This is a genomic window from Bacillus sp. KICET-1 (genome assembly GCF_027721405.1).
Taxonomy (GTDB): Bacteria; Bacillota; Bacilli; order Bacillales; family Bacillaceae; genus Bacillus; species Bacillus velezensis.
The window spans coordinates 2,165,255-2,182,018 of sequence record NZ_CP113515.1 but is presented as its reverse complement, the minus strand read 5'-3'; the positions used below and the strand labels follow the sequence as shown (position 1 = coordinate 2,182,018).

The window sequence follows — 16,764 nt, the reverse complement described above, 5'->3', positions numbered from 1 at the left end:
AAATCAAACGGGCAACCACAATTTCAGAAAAATAACTTTTTGATGACAAAATAAAAAATCCCGCCGGATGACGGGAAATGAGATACTATTTTACAACACTTAAAAGCTCTTTTTGGGCTTTCCAGCCGGATTCCGAACCCGACGTTTCCAGTTCTTTCAGCGCTTGAAGCACGGCCTCTTTCTGCTTTTTGTCAGCGGCGTCTGCACCGTCTGCCGTTTTTGCCGCTTCAGCCACTTCCGTTTTTGAAAGATCTTTGCCGGTAATCGCTTTGGCGGAGAGCTCAGATGCTTGTTTAAAAGAGTCTTCCAGTCCTGAATCGACCGCAAAGCTGAGCTCTTTACCGCCCCAAGCCTCAAAATCATGGTCTATCAGTGTCTGACCCAATTGCTGTGATAAGCTTTTTTCCGCTGCAAGCCCGGCGATCACGTATGTGTATCCGTCTTCTTTAGCCAGAGAGACGGCCGAGTATCCTTTTTCAGTCAGCTGGTCAACAAGCGTTTGCGCTCCTTTTTCTGATGAAAATTTTCCGGCCTGCACCGCATATGTTTTATAGTTTCCCACTGAAGATTCCGCATCTCCTGTGCCGGCTGTTTCAGATTTGTCTTTAGAAACATCTCCCGCTTTCACCGTCTGCCCTTGTGAACCTTTGTCAGCTGATGCCGGAGCGGAGGCTTCTTTACTTCCCGACATATTTAAGGCGACAAGGCCGAGCCCGGTGCCTAAAACAGCCGCAACGGCAATTGTCGTGACCGCTTTTTTAACCGGAGAAGACGGCTGCTTTTTTTTCGGAAAATGAGGGCCTGTTTTTTTCTTCTGGTATGGCGGAACGACTTTCGGGTCATCTTCAAATACCTCAGAATTCTTCTCATGATCCCAATTGAAATCTTCTTCTTTCGGATCTTCATGGGAAGCGGCGGTCTCCTGCTCCGCCTTTTTTGTTTCCTCCCAATTTGAAAATGTGACGGTTTTCTCCCCGCCTTCTTTCACATCTTCTTGTCCATACATCGTTTCTTCTTGTCCGTTAATGGTTACTTTAAGGGCATTGTTTTTTGCTTTGCTGTGCTTTTTGCTCTTCCTTTTTTTCAACGTCTCTTCCCCCTTGCATTCGTCTTGGCCGTACCTTGAACTGATCATGGTTCACACTTTAGCATAGGCAAAAAAAAAAAGAACAAGACTTTTGTCGTCTTGTCCAAAAAACGTTCGCCAAATTTTTTAAGCTCCGCCTGAAGCGAGCTTGATGTAAAACGAAAACAGCTCTTCTCCGTATAAATAACTCAAAGCGCTCCCGGCTGAGATGGCCGGCGCAAACGGAAATGGCTGCTTTTTACCAAGCCTGCCCCGGGCTGCGGCGCACATACCGTATACGGTTCCGATCATAACGGAAAGAAAGAATGCAATGAGCACGAGCTTCACGCCGAGCGGCAGGCCGATCACCCCAAACAGTTTCACATCACCTGCACCGATGCCTCCTTTACTGACAAACATGATAAAAACAAGCAGAAAAAATCCGCAAACGGCTCCGGCAAACCCTGCATACCATGTATCCAGCGGAGAAAACATACGGCCGGCGATGAAAAGCGGAAGAAAAAACAGCAGAACCTTGTCAGGAATCAGCATATATTGCAGATCCGTCATAGTAACAATCATGAGCAGAGACAGAAATAACAGCGCGACTAACAGTTCTTTTGAGAAACCGAAATGAATGCCTGCAGCCGTGAATAAACACGCCGTCCAGCATTCCGCCGCCGGATACATAACCGACAGCTTCGCACGGCAGTTTCTGCATCTGCCTCTTTGCAGAATATAGGAAACGACGGGCACAAGCTCCCCCCAGGAGAGCGGCAAGCCGCAGAACGAACAGGCTGAACGCGGCGAAATAACCGAGATTCGAAGCGGGATACGACACGCTGCTGTATAAAAAAAAGAACCGAAAATCAAGCCGAGAAAAAACAGAATCAAAAGCACTAGAGACCACACCTTTACTATCAATCTGGCTCAGATTATAGCAAAGAAAAACACCATGACTGAAATGGCTGAAAATATATTTTCAGCATAAAAACACCCGGCAAAACCGGAAAAGGGTCTGCCGGGCATCCGAGGGGCTGTCAGATAAGCCGCTTTCTCATTTCTGAAATAAAATATAAGGAGCCGGTAATGATGATGACATCATCCGCCCCGTCTTTTTGTTCTATCCATTCTTTCACACTGTCCGGGTTCTCATCGAAGCTCTTATCCGTTAAACTGCTTGCATTGTAAAGGGCTTCGGCGCTTGAAGCACGCGGAAAGTCAAATGATACAAAGTGAATAGAGTCCGCTTCGGTTTCAAGCTTTTTAATCATTTCCTGATACGGTTTGTCTTTTAATGCGCTGAATACGACATGGACGTTTTTATCGGCAAAGCGCTGCCTGATCGTTTCTGTCAGTGTGTCAACGCCTTCTTCGTTATGTGCGCCGTCCGCAAACACTAAAGGGCGGCTTTGAAGACGTTCAAACCGGCCCGGCCAGGAAGCTTTTTTCAGACCGTTTCGCATCGCTTCTTCAGAAATGGCTGCGGCTCCCAGACGATTCATCCATTCAGCGGCCAATATCGCCAATGCTGCATTGTGCCTTTGGTGAATGCCGATCAGCGACGTTTGAATGTCTTCATAGCATTTCGTTTCCGTTTCCAGCGAAAAGCTTTCACCGGACGGAAGCGCCGCTTCATTAGACAGTCTGCACGTTTTATATAGTGACTGATACGGAGCCTGCTTTTTTTCGGCTTCCGCTTCAATAACGCCGAGTGCTTCCGGCTGATTGACGCCCGTAATGACCGGAATGGAATTTTTAATGATACCGGCTTTCTGCCCGGCGATCTCCTCGATGGTATTGCCTAAAATCGCCATATGGTCATGTCCGATACTTGTAATGACCGACAGAAGCGGATTCACAATATTGGTTGAATCAAATGTGCCGCCCAGTCCCGCTTCAAAAATGACAAAATCGATATCAGCCCGCTTCGCAAAATATAAAAATGCACACGCTGTAATGATTTCAAATTCTGTCACCGTCCCGGCATCGGTCTTATCAAGCTCATCGACTATCGGTTTTATGTCATTAACGAGCGTTCTCCATTCCTCATCAGAAATCGGCGTGCCGTTGACGCTGATACGCTCATTAAACGTAATAATGTAAGGCGATGTGAACGTGCCGACCGTATAACCGGCTTCTTGAAGCACGGAACGGATAAAAGCGACGGTCGATCCTTTGCCGTTTGTGCCCGCCACATGAATAGCGCGAATGTTCTTTTCCGGGTGTTCCAGTTTTTCCATCAGCTTTTCCATACGGAGAAGGCCCGGCTTAACGCCGAACTTGAGTCTGCCGTGAATCCAGCTGATCGCTTCTTTGTACGTATTAAACAATGAAATCCCCTCTTTTATACGACAAGGCGGTTTCTTAGGAAACCGCCCCGCTGTTTTATCAGCCTTTCAGCTCTGCAATCCGCTGCCGGACAGCTTCGCGTTTTGCCGTGTAGTCTTTCTCTTTTCCGCGTTCTTCTTCAATGACATGCTCAGGAGCTTTTTTAATGAATCCTTCGTTGCCGAGTTTTTTCTGAACGCGTTCGACTTCTTTTGTCAGCTTGTCGAATTCTTTTTGCAGACGGGCGATCTCTTCATCAATGTTAATCAGCCCTTCAAGCGGCAGAATGACTTCCGCTCCGGTGACGACCGCTGTCATCGCTTTGTCTGCCGCAGTGATATCCGTCCCGATTTTCAGCGTGCTCGGATTCGTAAAGCGTTCAACGTAAGAACGGTTCTTCTCAAGGCGGCCGGCAATGTCTTCCGTAGATGTTTTAATGTAAAGCTCAACCTGCTTGCTCATCGGCGTGTTGACTTCGCTCCGGATATTGCGGACAGAACGGATTAATTCGACGAGCAGTTTCATATCCGCCGCTGCCTCTTTATCCGTATGTTCCGGCACCGGAACCGGCCAAGAGCTGATCGTGATTGACTCGCCTTCATGAGGAAGGTGCTGCCAGATTTCTTCCGTTAAGAATGGCATAAACGGGTGAAGAAGACGCATCGTCTGGTCAAGCACGTATGCCAGAACAGAACGGGTTGTTTTCTTCGCCGCTTCATCTTCCCCGTACAGCGGAAGCTTCGCCATTTCGATATACCAGTCGCACACATCGTCCCAGATAAAGTTGTACAGGTGGCGTCCGACTTCACCGAATTCATAACGATCCGCAAGCTGTGTTACGTCTTCTATCGTTTCATTCAGTCTTGTGAGGATCCACTTATCAGCAACTGATTTTTCACCGGACAGATCAAGCTCGTCATACGTCATGCCGTCCATGTTCATTAATGCAAAACGGGAGGCGTTCCAAATTTTATTTGCGAAGTTCCATGTGGATTCCACTTTTTCATAGCTGAAACGGAGATCCTGTCCCGGTGAACTTCCGGTTGCCAGGAAATAGCGCAGGGAATCCGCTCCGTACTTGTCGATGACATCCATCGGGTCCACGCCGTTCCCAAGGGATTTACTCATTTTTCTGCCCTGCTCGTCACGGATTAAGCCGTGAATCAGCACGTCTTTGAACGGACGCTCGCCGGTAAACTCAAGACCTTGGAAAATCATCCGGGATACCCAGAAGAAAATGATGTCATATCCCGTTACAAGAACATCGGTTGAGTAATACCGCTTAAAGTCTTCAGCGTTTTCATCAGGCCAGCCCATTGTAGAAAACGGCCAAAGCGCGGAGCTGAACCATGTATCAAGCACGTCTGAATCCTGTTCCCAATTTTCACTGTCCTCAGGCGCCTCAAGGCCGACGTACACTTCTTTTGTTTCTTTATGATACCAAGCCGGGATGCGGTGGCCCCACCACAGCTGACGGGAAATACACCAATCACGGATATTTCCCATCCAGTGCAGGTACGTTTTCTCGAACCGGTCAGGAACGAAGTGAACTTTCTCTTCTTTTGACTGAAGGTCAACCGCAGCATCGGCCAGCGGCTGCATTTTGACAAACCATTGTGTGGACAGGTACGGCTCAACAACGGCGCCGCTTCTTTCACTGTGGCCGACAGAATGCATATGGTCTTCGATTTTAAAGAGAACACCGGATTCCTGAAGATCTTTGACGAGTTTTTTGCGGCATTCAAACCGGTCCATGCCGTTATATTGCAGCGCTTTTTCATTCATTGTTCCGTCTTCATTCATGACGAGAATCCGCTCTAAATTGTGGCGGTTTCCGAGTTCAAAGTCATTCGGGTCATGGGCAGGCGTGATTTTAACAGCGCCTGATCCGAATTCCATATCAACATAATCATCGCCGACGATCGGAATTTCGCGGTTTGTAATCGGCAGAATCACCGTTTTGCCGATTAAGTGCTTGTAGCGCTCATCTTCAGGATGAACCGCGACAGCCGTGTCGCCAAGCATCGTTTCCGGACGGGTGGTCGCGATTTCAATTGAGCCTGAACCGTCTGCTAACGGGTAGCGCAAATGATAAAACGCGCCCTGTACGTCTTTGTAAATCACTTCAATATCGGATAAAGCCGTTTTTGTGGCAGGGTCCCAGTTGATGATATATTCGCCTCTGTAAATCAAGCCTTTCTCGTACAGCTTGACGAATACTTCACGCACGGCTTTGTTCAGCCCTTCATCAAGAGTAAAACGTTCGCGTGAATAATCGAGTCCGAGTCCCATCTTGGCCCATTGGCTGCGGATGAAATCAGCATACTCTTCTTTCCACTTCCACGTTTCTTCTAAAAACTTTTCACGGCCGAGGTCATAACGGCTTGTGCCCTGTTCGCGGAGTTTCGCTTCGACTTTTGCCTGAGTGGCGATGCCGGCGTGATCCATGCCCGGAAGCCAGAGCACGTCATAGCCCTGCATGCGTTTCATACGCGTAACGATATCTTGCAGCGTCGTATCCCACGCATGTCCGAGGTGCAGCCTGCCCGTCACGTTCGGCGGCGGAATGACGACAGAATACGGCTGTTTCGTTTGATCGCTGCCCGCTTCAAAATATTTTCCTTTCAGCCAAAAATCATAGCGGCCTTTTTCAATCGCAGACGGATCATATTTTGTCGGCATTGTTTGTTCGTTTGTATCCATGATAACCCTCCAGCATGTTTAGAAATGGCTGAGCAACTAAAAAAGAGCCTTCATCCTGATAAAGGACGAAAAGCTCTTTCGCGGTACCACCTTTTTTCATGAACAGATTTGTTCATGCACTTAAACGGATAACGGGTGCGGCCCGAATTTCTCTACTGTATGTTCAAGAAATTATGCTCCCGGGCGACCTTCCAATGAGACGGCATAAGAAGCCTTTCAGCACAGTAGCTTCTCTCTCTTCATGCGTCTTTCTTGTACTCTTCCCGTTCAAAGCAGGTGTATTTATATCAGCTCATGATCTTATTTATTATGTTCTTTATTATAGTAAAAGTGTTTTTGATTCGTCAATCATCTTTTCCAAAAACCGCTGCCGTCATACATAAATGGGCATGCACCCCGCCCTTTCCCTTACATACGATACATAGAAAGGCGAATGTGAGGAGGAATTGCCCGTGAGAAAAAAATTCAATTCTTATTCGCTCCCCCAGTGGGCCAGACAGGTCCGCCTTGTATCCGTGCAAGTCATTATCCCGATTACGATCTTTCAGGGGATCAGGACGATTTTCTTTCCGACGACTTTTGATGTCCTGCTGCTTGCCATCCTGCTGTTTTTAGCGTGCGCCCTGCATTTGGAATGGATATAAAAAAACGAGTCCCGTTATGAAGAGGACTCGTTTTCCGCTTTTATTTTTTTCTCCCGCTCAATCTGATGAACCTTCATGAGAAAAGGCTCAACATTTTTCATCTGCCAAAACGCTCTTAATAATTGCGTGCACTCTTCTTTTTCAGAGCCCCTTTGGCCGGTCTGATACCGTTTCAGCACTTTGTACATGGCGGACGGATAAGCCATATAGCTGAGAAACAGGCTGATTTCCGCTTCACGGAGCGGGAATAATTTGTGATACGTATAAAACCAGTCCAGACACTCCGGGCATGCTTTCGGATAGCTTCTGAACATTCTGGAGTAAAAGCCGAGCAGGTCGTTTTGCGGAGGGCCCAGCGCAGCTTTCTCGAAATTCGTGAAAAAGCCCGATCCCGCATCATTATACAGAAAGTGGCGGCTCGATAAGCTGCCGTGGTTGATCACCGCTCTCGTCTTGTCATGGTCCTTTGCCGCCTCAAACCATTCTTCCAGACGTTCCAGAGCAAAATTGACGGCGGAAACCGTTTCTGTAAGATACGTAACAGCCTGCAGTTCAAAAGGTGAAAGGTACCACTCTTTTTCCGCCCGGTCGGCGAATTGTTCATAGACAAGCTTATCATTTTCCCAATCTCTTTTCGTTGCTTCATAAAAGCCGCTGATATCTTCAGTCCGGATTTGGATGTCCCGCACAGTCGCGGAATGGAGCTTCGCGACCTCTTTAAAAAGGTAAACATGTTTTTGATCCCGTTCCTCTTCCTGATCGTACTGAAGCCAAGGCATTAAATAATAAGAATTCTCCGTCTGTCTTCCCGCAAAAAAATCGCCGGCATACGTGCGGCAGATCGGCACAAATGATCGGTAGCCCTTCTCCTCAATCTCAATCATAAGATCCGTAAATTCACTGCTGCGGGCCGGCTTGAGCTGTTTCAAAGCAAAAATGCCGTAGTTTGAGTAGACCTTCCAAACATGCGGGCTGACAGGCTCAATATACTCTGCCGCCAGCCCGTATTCCTGAAGCACTGATTGGACTGCTTCCATTCCATTCACCACATTTTTACGGCCTCTTTGTGCTTACGCATGGCTGTTATTATATTCAGGTATATACAGAAGCTGACCTTCTTCAAGCTCGTCATCAAACGATAAAGCATTCGTTCTGATGAGCTGCTGGGATGTTATGTCATATCGTTCACACACCCGGTCGATAGTATCTTGCTGCTGTACGATACAAATTTTCATTCTTGAAAACTTTTCTTCTTCCCTTGTAAATAATTTTGTCAAGTAATGAGAGTTGTCATTTTCCTTCTGCTCGGTTCCCGGTGCCGCTTCTTCATTCTTTCTTTCAGACTTAAGCGGCTCAGGCGGTTCAGCTTGCGCCGGCTCCTCAGGCTGCAGTTTGGAAAACTGAAATGACAAATCGAGAGGCTTCCCGGTTTCCTCCTCCGGCTGCGCCATCTTCCTTACCTCAATTTCAAACCCTTCTTCATCATGAGCCTCTTCTTCAAGCAGCTTAGGAGCGCTGTAAAACTCCTCTTCCTGCTGTTCCGGAACGAACTCGCGATAAACGGGCGCCTGCTCTTCTTGAAAAACCGCAGGCTCATCTTCGTCTTCTGCCGCCTCATGATCGCTCTGACGGAGAAGCGGCTCGGCCTCTGGCTGCTCTTCTTTTTGAAGGAAGGGCTGTTCCGCAATTTTTGGTTTTTCTGCATGCGGAGTCAGAGTGAACGCAGGGAAAACCGGCTCGTTATCATCTTTTGGCTCTTCCTGCACTTCTGCTGAATCATCCTCAAATACAGGTTCATTCCTCACAGCCGACATGATTGCAGGCTCCTCAGCTTCTTCCGGCTCTTCTTCGTGTTGAAAGGAAACGGGAGGAGGAGGCTCAGTAAAGGAAACAGGTTTCGGCACCTCTTCCTGCTCCCTCAGAATCGGGGCAGTCTCATGCTCTTCTTCTTCCCGCTCCCTCAGAATCGGGGCAGTCTCATGCTCTTCTTCTTCCCGCTCCCTCAGAATCGGGGCTGCTTCCTGCTCTTCTTCTTCCCGCTCCCTCAGAATCGGGGCAGTCTCCGGCTCTTCTTCTTCCCGCTCCCTCAGAATCGGGGCAGCTTCCTGCGCTTCTTCTTCCCGCTCCCTCAGAATCGGGGCAGTTTCTTGCTCTTCTTCTTCCTGCTCCCTCAGAATAGGGGCAGTCTCCGGCTCTTCTTCTTCCTGCTCCCTCAGAATAGGGGCAGTCTCCGGCTCTTCTTCTTCCCGCTCCCTCAGAATAGGGGCAGTCTCCGGCTCTTCTTCCCGTTCCCTCAGAATCGGAGCAGTCTCCAGCTCTTCTTCCTCCTGCCTGAGTAAAGGCGGAGTTTCTTCCTCGTTCTTCTCGGTTTCTTGTGCTGCTTCTTCTGATACAGTCAAAGGTATTTCAGGCTCATGGCGTATCATTAATTCTGGTTCGTTTTCGTCCTCAGAATAATGTCCGGCAAGATTGATCATTTCTTCTCTGGCAAATTCAGGCGCCACGTACAAAGGGATCTCCGGCTCTTTTGGCTCGGATTCCTCAAGCAGCCCTTCAATTGCCAAATCAGCTTGAATGGTTAAGATCCTTGAATCCGTCAGCTGATAATCAAAGGCATCAATAAATACGAAAACATCATTGAGGTGGCTCACTTTATTTTTCGGAATCGTGATGTCCACCGGGAAACAATGAATGAGCTCGGCCGTGCCATCCTCCCTCGCCCTCACTTCCTCTACATGCCTCAGCTCCCTATCAAGCTCTTCAAAATGACTGCTGTGATCTATGTTGTACTCGCCAGTAAGTTCTAATGATCCTTTAATTGAGACATAATCATTTACTTCCTGCACCCTGATGTCAGGGTCTAATGAAATCGAAAGTAATTCAGAAACTTCCTGTCCTTTTTGGAAACAGATTGATTCTTCAACAGAAAATTGCAATCGGTGATTATGCGGCAAGTTCATATCCTCCTTTCATCTAATCCATACAATTAGATGTCACTAAAGGTGTATGCCGCAATCCGGGAAAATATGATAATGGAGGCATTGAAAAAAGCCGATACAAGTCTTGCTTGCATCGGCTTTTCGTTATCAGCGGCTGATCGCCTGGAACACTTTCTCAGCGGCTTGAATGGTTTTTTCAATATCCTCCATTGTATGCGCAGTGGAGAGAAACAATCCTTCAAATTGAGACGGCGGCAGAAATACGCCTGCGTCGGCCATCCCTTTATAATATTTGGCGAACAGCTTTAAATCAGAAGATTTGGCTGCTTCATAGTTAATGACAGGCTCATTTGTGAAAAAGAAGCCGATCATGGAACCCGCCCGGTTAAACGTGTGCGGAATGCCATGTGCTGCAGCTGCTTTTGAAATGCCTTCTTCAAGCATATCGCCTTTTTTCACAAATTCTTGGTAAGATTCAGGTGTGAGCTGCTGTAGCGTCTCAAGTCCCGCTGTCATGGCAAGCGGATTTCCTGACAATGTTCCCGCCTGGTAGATCGGACCGCTCGGCGCGATTCGTTCCATAATGTCAGCTTTTCCGCCATACGCACCGACAGGAAGACCGCCGCCGATGACTTTGCCGAGACACGTTAAGTCAGGCGTCACGCCGAAATACCCTTGCGCACAGTTATAATCCACGCGAAAACCGGTCATGACCTCGTCAAAAATGAGCAGCGCGCCATACTGTTCCGTAATGTCGCGAAGTCCTTGTAAAAAGCCTTCCTGCGGCGGAACAACGCCCATATTGCCTGCTACCGGTTCAACAATGACCCCGGCAATATCTTCACCGTACTCCCGGAATGCGAGTGCAACGCTTTCCAAGTCGTTGTATGGAACGGTAATCGTATTCATTGCTATTCCTTCCGGCACGCCCGGGCTGTCCGGTAGGCCGAGTGTCGCCACTCCGGATCCCGCTTTGATCAGCAGCGAATCACCATGGCCGTGGTAACAGCCTTCAAATTTCAAAATTTTGTTGCGGCCGGTATATCCTCTTGCCAGACGCAGGGCGCTCATTGTCGCCTCTGTGCCGGAGCTGACCATCCGCACGATTTCAACAGACGGCACACGGTCAATGACCAATTTGGCCAGTTCGTTTTCCACCTCAGTAGATGCCCCGAAACTTGTCCCGTTCTCGGCTACTTTTTTCAGGCTTTCAACGACCCGGTCATTTGTGTGGCCCAAAATGAGCGGCCCCCAGCTCAGGACGTAGTCGATATATTCATTGCCGTCAATATCAAAAATTTTCGATCCTTTTCCGCGCTGCATAAAGATCGGGTCCATATCAACTGATTTAAACGCGCGCACCGGGCTGTTCACTCCGCCCGGCATCAGTTTCTGCGCTTCTTTAAAAGCGGCTTTTGATTTTTCATAGCTTCTCATCTGCCTCAGCTCCCGTCAAATGAAATCGTTACTCAGCAAGCCATTTTGCTGCGTCTTTTGCATGATACGTCATAATCAGATCGGCTCCTGCACGTTTCATGCTCGTTAAAATTTCCAGCACCATTTCTTTTTCTTTAATCCAGCCGTTTTGGGCTGCCGCTTTCACCATGGAATACTCCCCGCTCACATTATATGCGACCAGCGGCAGGTGATGGCGGTTTTTCACATCACGCATAATATCTAAGTATGACATAGACGGTTTGACGATTAAAAAGTCAGCGCCTTCTGCCGCGTCTGATTCAGCCTCACGGAGCGCTTCCAAGCGGTTGGCCGGATCCATCTGATATGTTTTTCGGTCTCCGAACTGCGGCGTGCTGTCAGCCGCGTCGCGGAACGGACCGTAAAATTCACTTGAATATTTCACGGCATAAGACATGATCGGAATATTCGTGAATCCTTCTTTGTCGAGCGCTTCTCTGATCACTGTGACAAAACCGTCCATCATATTTGAAGGAGCGATGATGTCAGCGCCTGCTTTGGCCTGGCTGACGGCTGTCTGCGCCAGCAGCTCAAGCGACTCGTCATTTAAGATTTCTCCGTCTTTCACGACGCCGCAATGGCCGTGATCCGTGTATTCACAGAGACACGTATCAGCGATTACGATCATTTCAGGATAATGCTTTTTAATTTCAGCAATCCCTTTCTGCACAATGCCGTGATCGTGAAAAGCCTGGGTTCCGCAGGCGTCTTTTTCTTCCGGCACGCCGAAAACGATGACCGACTTAATGCCGAGCGATATCAGCTCAGCCATTTCATCCTTTAACAAATCGAGTGATACATGATAAACCCCCGGCATGGAAGGAACTTCTTTTTTTCCTTCAAGTCCTTCAACGACAAATAACGGGTAAATAAAATCTGAAGGGTGAAGACGTGTTTCTTTTACTAAATCTCTCATCTCAGCGTTCACGCGCAAACGGCGGTGTCTGTTAAATGTTTGATTCATCATTATCAATCCTTTCCCGACATGCTGCACATGACGTCCAGCATGCCTTCAATCGTATAGATGTCAGGCACATGGGATGAGATCCCGTATTCCAAGAGCGCTTTCTCTGTCAAAGGGCCGATGCTGATATAGCTCGCACCGCTGTTTTCCCACGCTTTTTCTCCGTCTCCGACCGCGTGCATAAACGTATGCACCGCCGATGAGCTGGTAAACGTAATAAAATCAAAATGAGAGCGGGATGCAGCCCGTCTCAGCTCGTCCATGCCTTTTTCATCCTGAATGGTATTGTATAACACCCATTCCCTTATTTGATAGCCAAGCGGCTCAAGCTCCGCTTTTATGACATCGCGTGATAAATTGCCCTTTATCACTGAAATGGGTTCGGCAGCTGATGCGTGCCGTTTTAAAGTATCAGCCAGACATTCCGCCACATACTCGTCAGGCATCGCATCCGTCCGGGCTCCCCGCTCTTTCAGGGCGCGCGCAGTCTTTTCACCGACGGCTGCGATTTTTTTCCGTCCCGAAAGCGCAAGACCGTGCCGATCAAGATAGGAAAAAAAGAACCGGACACCGTTTACGCTTGTAAACACAAGCCATCCCGGCTCAGAAAGGTCTTCCCTGAGACTGTCCGCACATTCATCCGGGAGCGCTTCCTGAAAAGCGATCAGCGAAGCGGAAACAGCCGTTCCGCCGAGCGCCTCCACTTTTTTTCGGAACGGTGCGGCCTGTCTTTTGTTCCGGGTGACAAGCACGGTCTTTCCTTGTAAAGGAAGGTCATTTGCCATCCTGATCGAGCTCCTGTTTCACGCTGTCGATTAATGCTTTGGCTCCTTTTTCAGACATCATCGCCGCACAGCGTTTCCCGATTTCTTCCGGATCATGTCCCGCCGCTGTTTCTTTATAAATCGTCTTTCCGTCCGGAGACGCGACAAGACCGACCAATTCAACCTCATCCCGGTCATTGACGGACGCATACCCGGCTATCGGCACTTGGCAGCCGCCTTCCATCGCGTGTAAGAAAGCCCGTTCGGCTGCCACCGTGCGCTGCGTATACTCATCGGTAAATTGCGCAAACAGCTTCAAAAGCTCCTCATCCGACTCTCTGCATTCAATGGCAAGAGCGCCTTGGCCGACCGCAGGCAGACAGCGGTCCGGTTCGAGAAATTCAGATACGACATCATCTTTCCAGCCCATTCTCGAAAGTCCCGCAGCCGCTAAAATAATAGCATCGTAATCTTCCGTTTCAAGCTTTTGAAGTCTCGTATCGATATTGCCTCTGATCCACTTAATTGTAAGATCAGGGCGTTCAGCAAGAATCTGGGCGCTTCTTCTTAAACTGCTGGTGCCGATGATGCCCCCTTCTTTTATGCCGTCCAGCTTTTGATGCCCCTTTGAAATCAGCGCATCACGCGGATCCTCACGTTTCGGTATGCAGCCTATGACAAGACCCTCAGGCAAAACGGCGGGCATGTCTTTCATGCTGTGAACCGCCATATCAATCTCCTGATGCAGCAGCGCCTGTTCAATCTCTTTGACAAACAAACCTTTGCCGCCCACTTTTGACAGTGTAACATCAAGGATGCGGTCGCCTTTTGTGACAATCTCCCGGATTTCAAAGTTATAGGAAGGGTTCAATTCCTTCAGTTTGTTAATCACCCATTTTGTCTGGGTCATAGCCAGTTTGCTCCGTCTGGAACCTACCTTAATCGTTCTCATTTTCTTTCCTCCCGAATCTGTTTGGGCGCGTGCGTTAACTGAACCAATGGAATTGCGACAGGCTTCCGAGCAGGAAGTAATTAATCATCAGCACGAGAAAACATGCTGAATTCCATAACGCCGCCACTTTTCCCTGCAGTTCCTTAATCATTCTGATATATAAATAGTAGCTGTATAAAAGCAGCACAATAAACGAACCGAGCACTTTTGAATCAAACCAGTACAGCGTTTCCAGCGACACATACGCCCAGATCACGCCTAATATCAGGCTCAACAGCAGCATCGGAACCCCGATGACATTTAAAACGTAAGCCATATAATCAAGTTTTGACAAATCTTCAATTCTCAACAGCCATTTTCCCCACTTTTTCTTCTTTAATAAAGAATATTGAAACTGATAAAGAAGCGAAAAGACAAAAGAAAGGGAAAAAGCGCCGTAAGACAGAATCGCCATTGTAATATGAATGACCAAAAGCTCTGAGACCAGCTGGCCGGAAAAAGCGGCCGAATGCTGATCCGTCGGTGAAAACGTATGGATCGCAATCATCGAGAAACCGATGACATTCGTGAAAAATACGATAAAATCAACGCGCAGAATCTGCGTGACCACAAGTGAGAGCGTGACAAGCACCCACGCATAAAAGTAAAGGGCCTCTGTAATATTCAAGACCGGAAATCTGCCCGTCTGCCACATGAAATAAGAAAGATAGACGGTTTGCAGAGTCCAGACAATAGAAAGCAACCAGAAGGCCATTTTCCCAGCCTTCCGGTTGTGTTGAAGAAAATCTATAAAGTAAAAAAGGACGCTTACTGCATAAATAACAATTGTCGCTTCATTAAGTCTTGCCATTGCTGTATCAATCATACAGCCCTCACTCACTTACAAGCGGACGTAAGCCCGTTTTTGCTTCTGCCTTTTGAAACGAATGAACCGTCTGGCGGTTATCCAGGCTTTTGTCCAGCTGGCGGCCGGCCTCTTCCTCAATATCGAATATCTGCATAAACAGCTTCAGCTTTTCATCTGAATCCGCTTCAGCCGCAAGCTCTTTCGCTTTCAGAATCGGGTCGCGCAGCATTTGGTTAATGATGCTTTTCGTATGTTTGCTGAGAAGTTTTTTCTCTCTTACCGTCAGATGAGGCAGCTTGCGCTCAATGCTCTGCATCGTATCGGACTGGATGGACAGCGCCTTTTCACGCAGCGCCGAAATGACCGGCACGACGCCGAGCGTATTAAGCCACTGCTTAAACTCAACAATTGCCGCTTCAATAAACAGCTCGACTTTTTCAGCGGTTTCACGGCGTTCTTGTAAGTTAGCTTCAACGATTCCTTCAAGGTCATCAATATCGTACAGAAAAACACCTTCAAGATCGTTAAGCGCCGGATCGAGGTCTCGCGGCACAGCGATATCCACCATAAATAACGGACGGCCTTTCCGCTGTCTGCCCGCTCTCTCCATCATTTCTTTGGACACGACGAAATCACTTGCGCCTGTCGAACTGATTAAAATATCAGCTTCAGCAAGTGCATGTTCAAGCTGGTTTAAGCTGCGCGCTTCTCCGGAGAAACGGTCAGCAAGCGCTTTTGCCTTCAAAAACGTTCTGTTGATGACCGTTACTTTGCCGATGCCCTGACCGTGCAGGTTTTCTGCGGCGAGCTCGCCCATTTTTCCCGCACCGAGAATCAAAATGTGCTTATTTGACAATGAGCCGAAGATTTTTTTCGCGAGTTCAACGGCGGCGTAACTGACGGAAACGGCATTGGCGCCGATATCGGTTTCGGCATGCGTGCGTTTGCCGACGGTCACCGCCTGTTTAAACAGCTCATTGAAAATGGTGCCGATCGTCTTTTCTGCCTGCGCCGTTTTAAAGCTCGAGCGGACCTGGCCGAGTATTTGCGTTTCTCCGATGACCATGGAATCCAAGCCGCACGCCACACGGAATAAATGCTCGATCGCCGCGTCGCTCTCATAAAATTTCAGAAACGGAGACAGCTCTTCTTTCGGCAGCGAGAACCATTCGGATAAAAATGTTTTTATATAATAACGGCCGGTATGGAGCTGGTCGACCACCGCATATATTTCGGTGCGGTTGCAGGTTGACACGATAATGTTTTCAAGAACGCTTTTTTCTTCTTTTAAACGGAGCATCGCTTCTGCAAGCTCATCCGGCTGAAAACTTATTTTTTCGCGTATTTCAATAGGGGCGGATTTATAATCTACTCCCACAACAAGAATATGCATCGCTTTCATGCACCCCCGTACATCGCAATTTATTTATAATCATTCTAACATAGAATTTATTATTTATAATAATTATAACATAGTTTCTTCGGGAAAATGTGAACAGATTTCAAAAATGTTATGCTATAGTATAAAAAGCTCGTTTCCACTTAATCATCATACTAAAAATCCTTTACTGCGGGTAGGTGACAGGATGAAAAAAACATCAATTTTATTACCGGGACTTCTGCTTGCCGCTTCATTATTCGCATGGCTTCAGAGCGGACAGGTTCACCTGTTTGCGAATCAGGGGGAATGGCCGGTGCTCCTTATGCTCTTGGGCGCCGTGCTCTTGTATCAGGGCAAAAAGGAAGCGGCCGGGCCTCACGTCCTGATCGGCTTGCTTCTTTTCGGCATAGGTTTACACTTTTTCGCCAAACCTGAGCTCTCATGGTGGCCGGGAGATTTTGAAATGATTCTCTTCGTCTTCGGATTCTCCTTATTTGCGGCAGCCAGAAAAGAATATGTATACGAAGCGGCTGCCATGATTGGTTTTTCCCTCTTTTTATACTTCTTTAAACAAATTACGGCGTGGCTGGAGTCCGTCCATATTCCGACGGAACACTTCAAAACATACTGGCCGTATGTTTTCATCGGAATCAGCCTTTTATTATTGTTTATCAAGCGGAACAAAACTATACGATAA

The 16,764-nt window shown here is 47.9% G+C and carries 14 protein-coding genes and 1 other annotated feature; of the genes, 2 read left to right on the top strand and 12 right to left on the bottom strand.

Annotated elements, in window-relative coordinates; genetic code table 11:
* Nucleotides 1-85 precede the first annotated feature (85 nt).
* The 4 genes from OVA33_RS11185 to OVA33_RS11170 all read right to left on the bottom strand — a co-directional run bounded on the left by OVA33_RS11185 (nt 86) and on the right by OVA33_RS11170 (nt 6,100).
* On the bottom strand, nt 86-1,087 hold the full coding sequence (locus tag OVA33_RS11185; protein ID WP_063636760.1) for an SPOR domain-containing protein: 1,002 nt from the start codon (nt 1,085-1,087) through the stop codon (nt 86-88).
* Between the two features lie 126 nt (nt 1,088-1,213).
* A complete protein-coding gene (locus OVA33_RS11180; RefSeq protein ID WP_063636761.1) occupies nt 1,214-1,966 on the bottom strand; it encodes a prepilin peptidase in 753 nt (250 codons plus the stop codon).
* A 140-nt stretch (nt 1,967-2,106) separates the two neighbouring features.
* Nucleotides 2,107-3,399 (bottom strand): bifunctional folylpolyglutamate synthase/dihydrofolate synthase, encoded by a 1,293-nt coding sequence (locus OVA33_RS11175; protein WP_017418285.1) that lies wholly within the window; start codon nt 3,397-3,399, stop codon nt 2,107-2,109.
* 58 nt (nt 3,400-3,457) lie between these two features.
* Nucleotides 3,458-6,100, bottom strand: coding sequence for a valine--tRNA ligase (locus OVA33_RS11170; protein ID WP_017418286.1), 2,643 nt, complete (start codon nt 6,098-6,100; stop codon nt 3,458-3,460).
* Nucleotides 6,101-6,158: 58 nt separating this feature from the next.
* Nucleotides 6,159-6,380: a binding site (T-box leader), on the bottom strand.
* A gap of 172 nt (nt 6,381-6,552) precedes the next feature.
* Between OVA33_RS11170 and OVA33_RS11165 the strand changes: the two genes are divergently transcribed.
* Entirely contained in the window at nt 6,553-6,744 is a 192-nt protein-coding gene (locus tag OVA33_RS11165) for a hypothetical protein (RefSeq protein WP_003152639.1), read from the top strand.
* A gap of 14 nt (nt 6,745-6,758) precedes the next feature.
* On the opposite strand, the gene ysxE is transcribed toward OVA33_RS11165, so the two are convergent.
* The 8 genes from ysxE to hemA all read right to left on the bottom strand — a co-directional run bounded on the left by ysxE (nt 6,759) and on the right by hemA (nt 16,079).
* Nucleotides 6,759-7,781, bottom strand: coding sequence for a spore coat protein YsxE (gene ysxE, locus OVA33_RS11160; RefSeq protein WP_025649689.1), 1,023 nt, complete (start codon nt 7,779-7,781; stop codon nt 6,759-6,761).
* Nucleotides 7,782-7,814: 33 nt separating this feature from the next.
* The gene (locus OVA33_RS11155; protein WP_117363995.1) at nt 7,815-9,698 is read right to left on the bottom strand and encodes a LysM peptidoglycan-binding domain-containing protein; all 1,884 of its coding nucleotides are present in this window, start codon (nt 9,696-9,698) and stop codon (nt 7,815-7,817) included.
* Nucleotides 9,699-9,830: 132 nt separating this feature from the next.
* On the bottom strand, nt 9,831-11,120 hold the full coding sequence (gene hemL, locus OVA33_RS11150; protein ID WP_014418553.1) for a glutamate-1-semialdehyde 2,1-aminomutase: 1,290 nt from the start codon (nt 11,118-11,120) through the stop codon (nt 9,831-9,833).
* Between the two features lie 28 nt (nt 11,121-11,148).
* The gene (gene hemB, locus OVA33_RS11145; RefSeq protein ID WP_025649692.1) at nt 11,149-12,123 is read right to left on the bottom strand and encodes a porphobilinogen synthase; all 975 of its coding nucleotides are present in this window, start codon (nt 12,121-12,123) and stop codon (nt 11,149-11,151) included.
* Between the two features lie 5 nt (nt 12,124-12,128).
* Complete coding sequence (locus tag OVA33_RS11140) at nt 12,129-12,908, bottom strand: uroporphyrinogen-III synthase (protein ID WP_014418554.1); 780 nt, start codon at nt 12,906-12,908, stop codon at nt 12,129-12,131.
* Nucleotides 12,898-13,839, bottom strand: coding sequence for a hydroxymethylbilane synthase (gene hemC, locus OVA33_RS11135; RefSeq protein WP_012118114.1), 942 nt, complete (start codon nt 13,837-13,839; stop codon nt 12,898-12,900). The genes OVA33_RS11140 and hemC overlap by 11 nt, the downstream gene beginning before the upstream one ends.
* Nucleotides 13,840-13,873: 34 nt before the next feature.
* A complete protein-coding gene (locus OVA33_RS11130) occupies nt 13,874-14,704 on the bottom strand; it encodes a cytochrome c biogenesis protein (RefSeq protein WP_007408154.1) in 831 nt (276 codons plus the stop codon).
* Between the two features lie 7 nt (nt 14,705-14,711).
* On the bottom strand, nt 14,712-16,079 hold the full coding sequence (gene hemA, locus OVA33_RS11125; protein ID WP_003152628.1) for a glutamyl-tRNA reductase: 1,368 nt from the start codon (nt 16,077-16,079) through the stop codon (nt 14,712-14,714).
* A 193-nt stretch (nt 16,080-16,272) separates the two neighbouring features.
* Here hemA and OVA33_RS11120 point away from each other — a divergent pair, with 193 nt between their 5' ends.
* On the top strand, nt 16,273-16,764 hold the full coding sequence (locus OVA33_RS11120) for a hypothetical protein (RefSeq protein WP_017418292.1): 492 nt from the start codon (nt 16,273-16,275) through the stop codon (nt 16,762-16,764).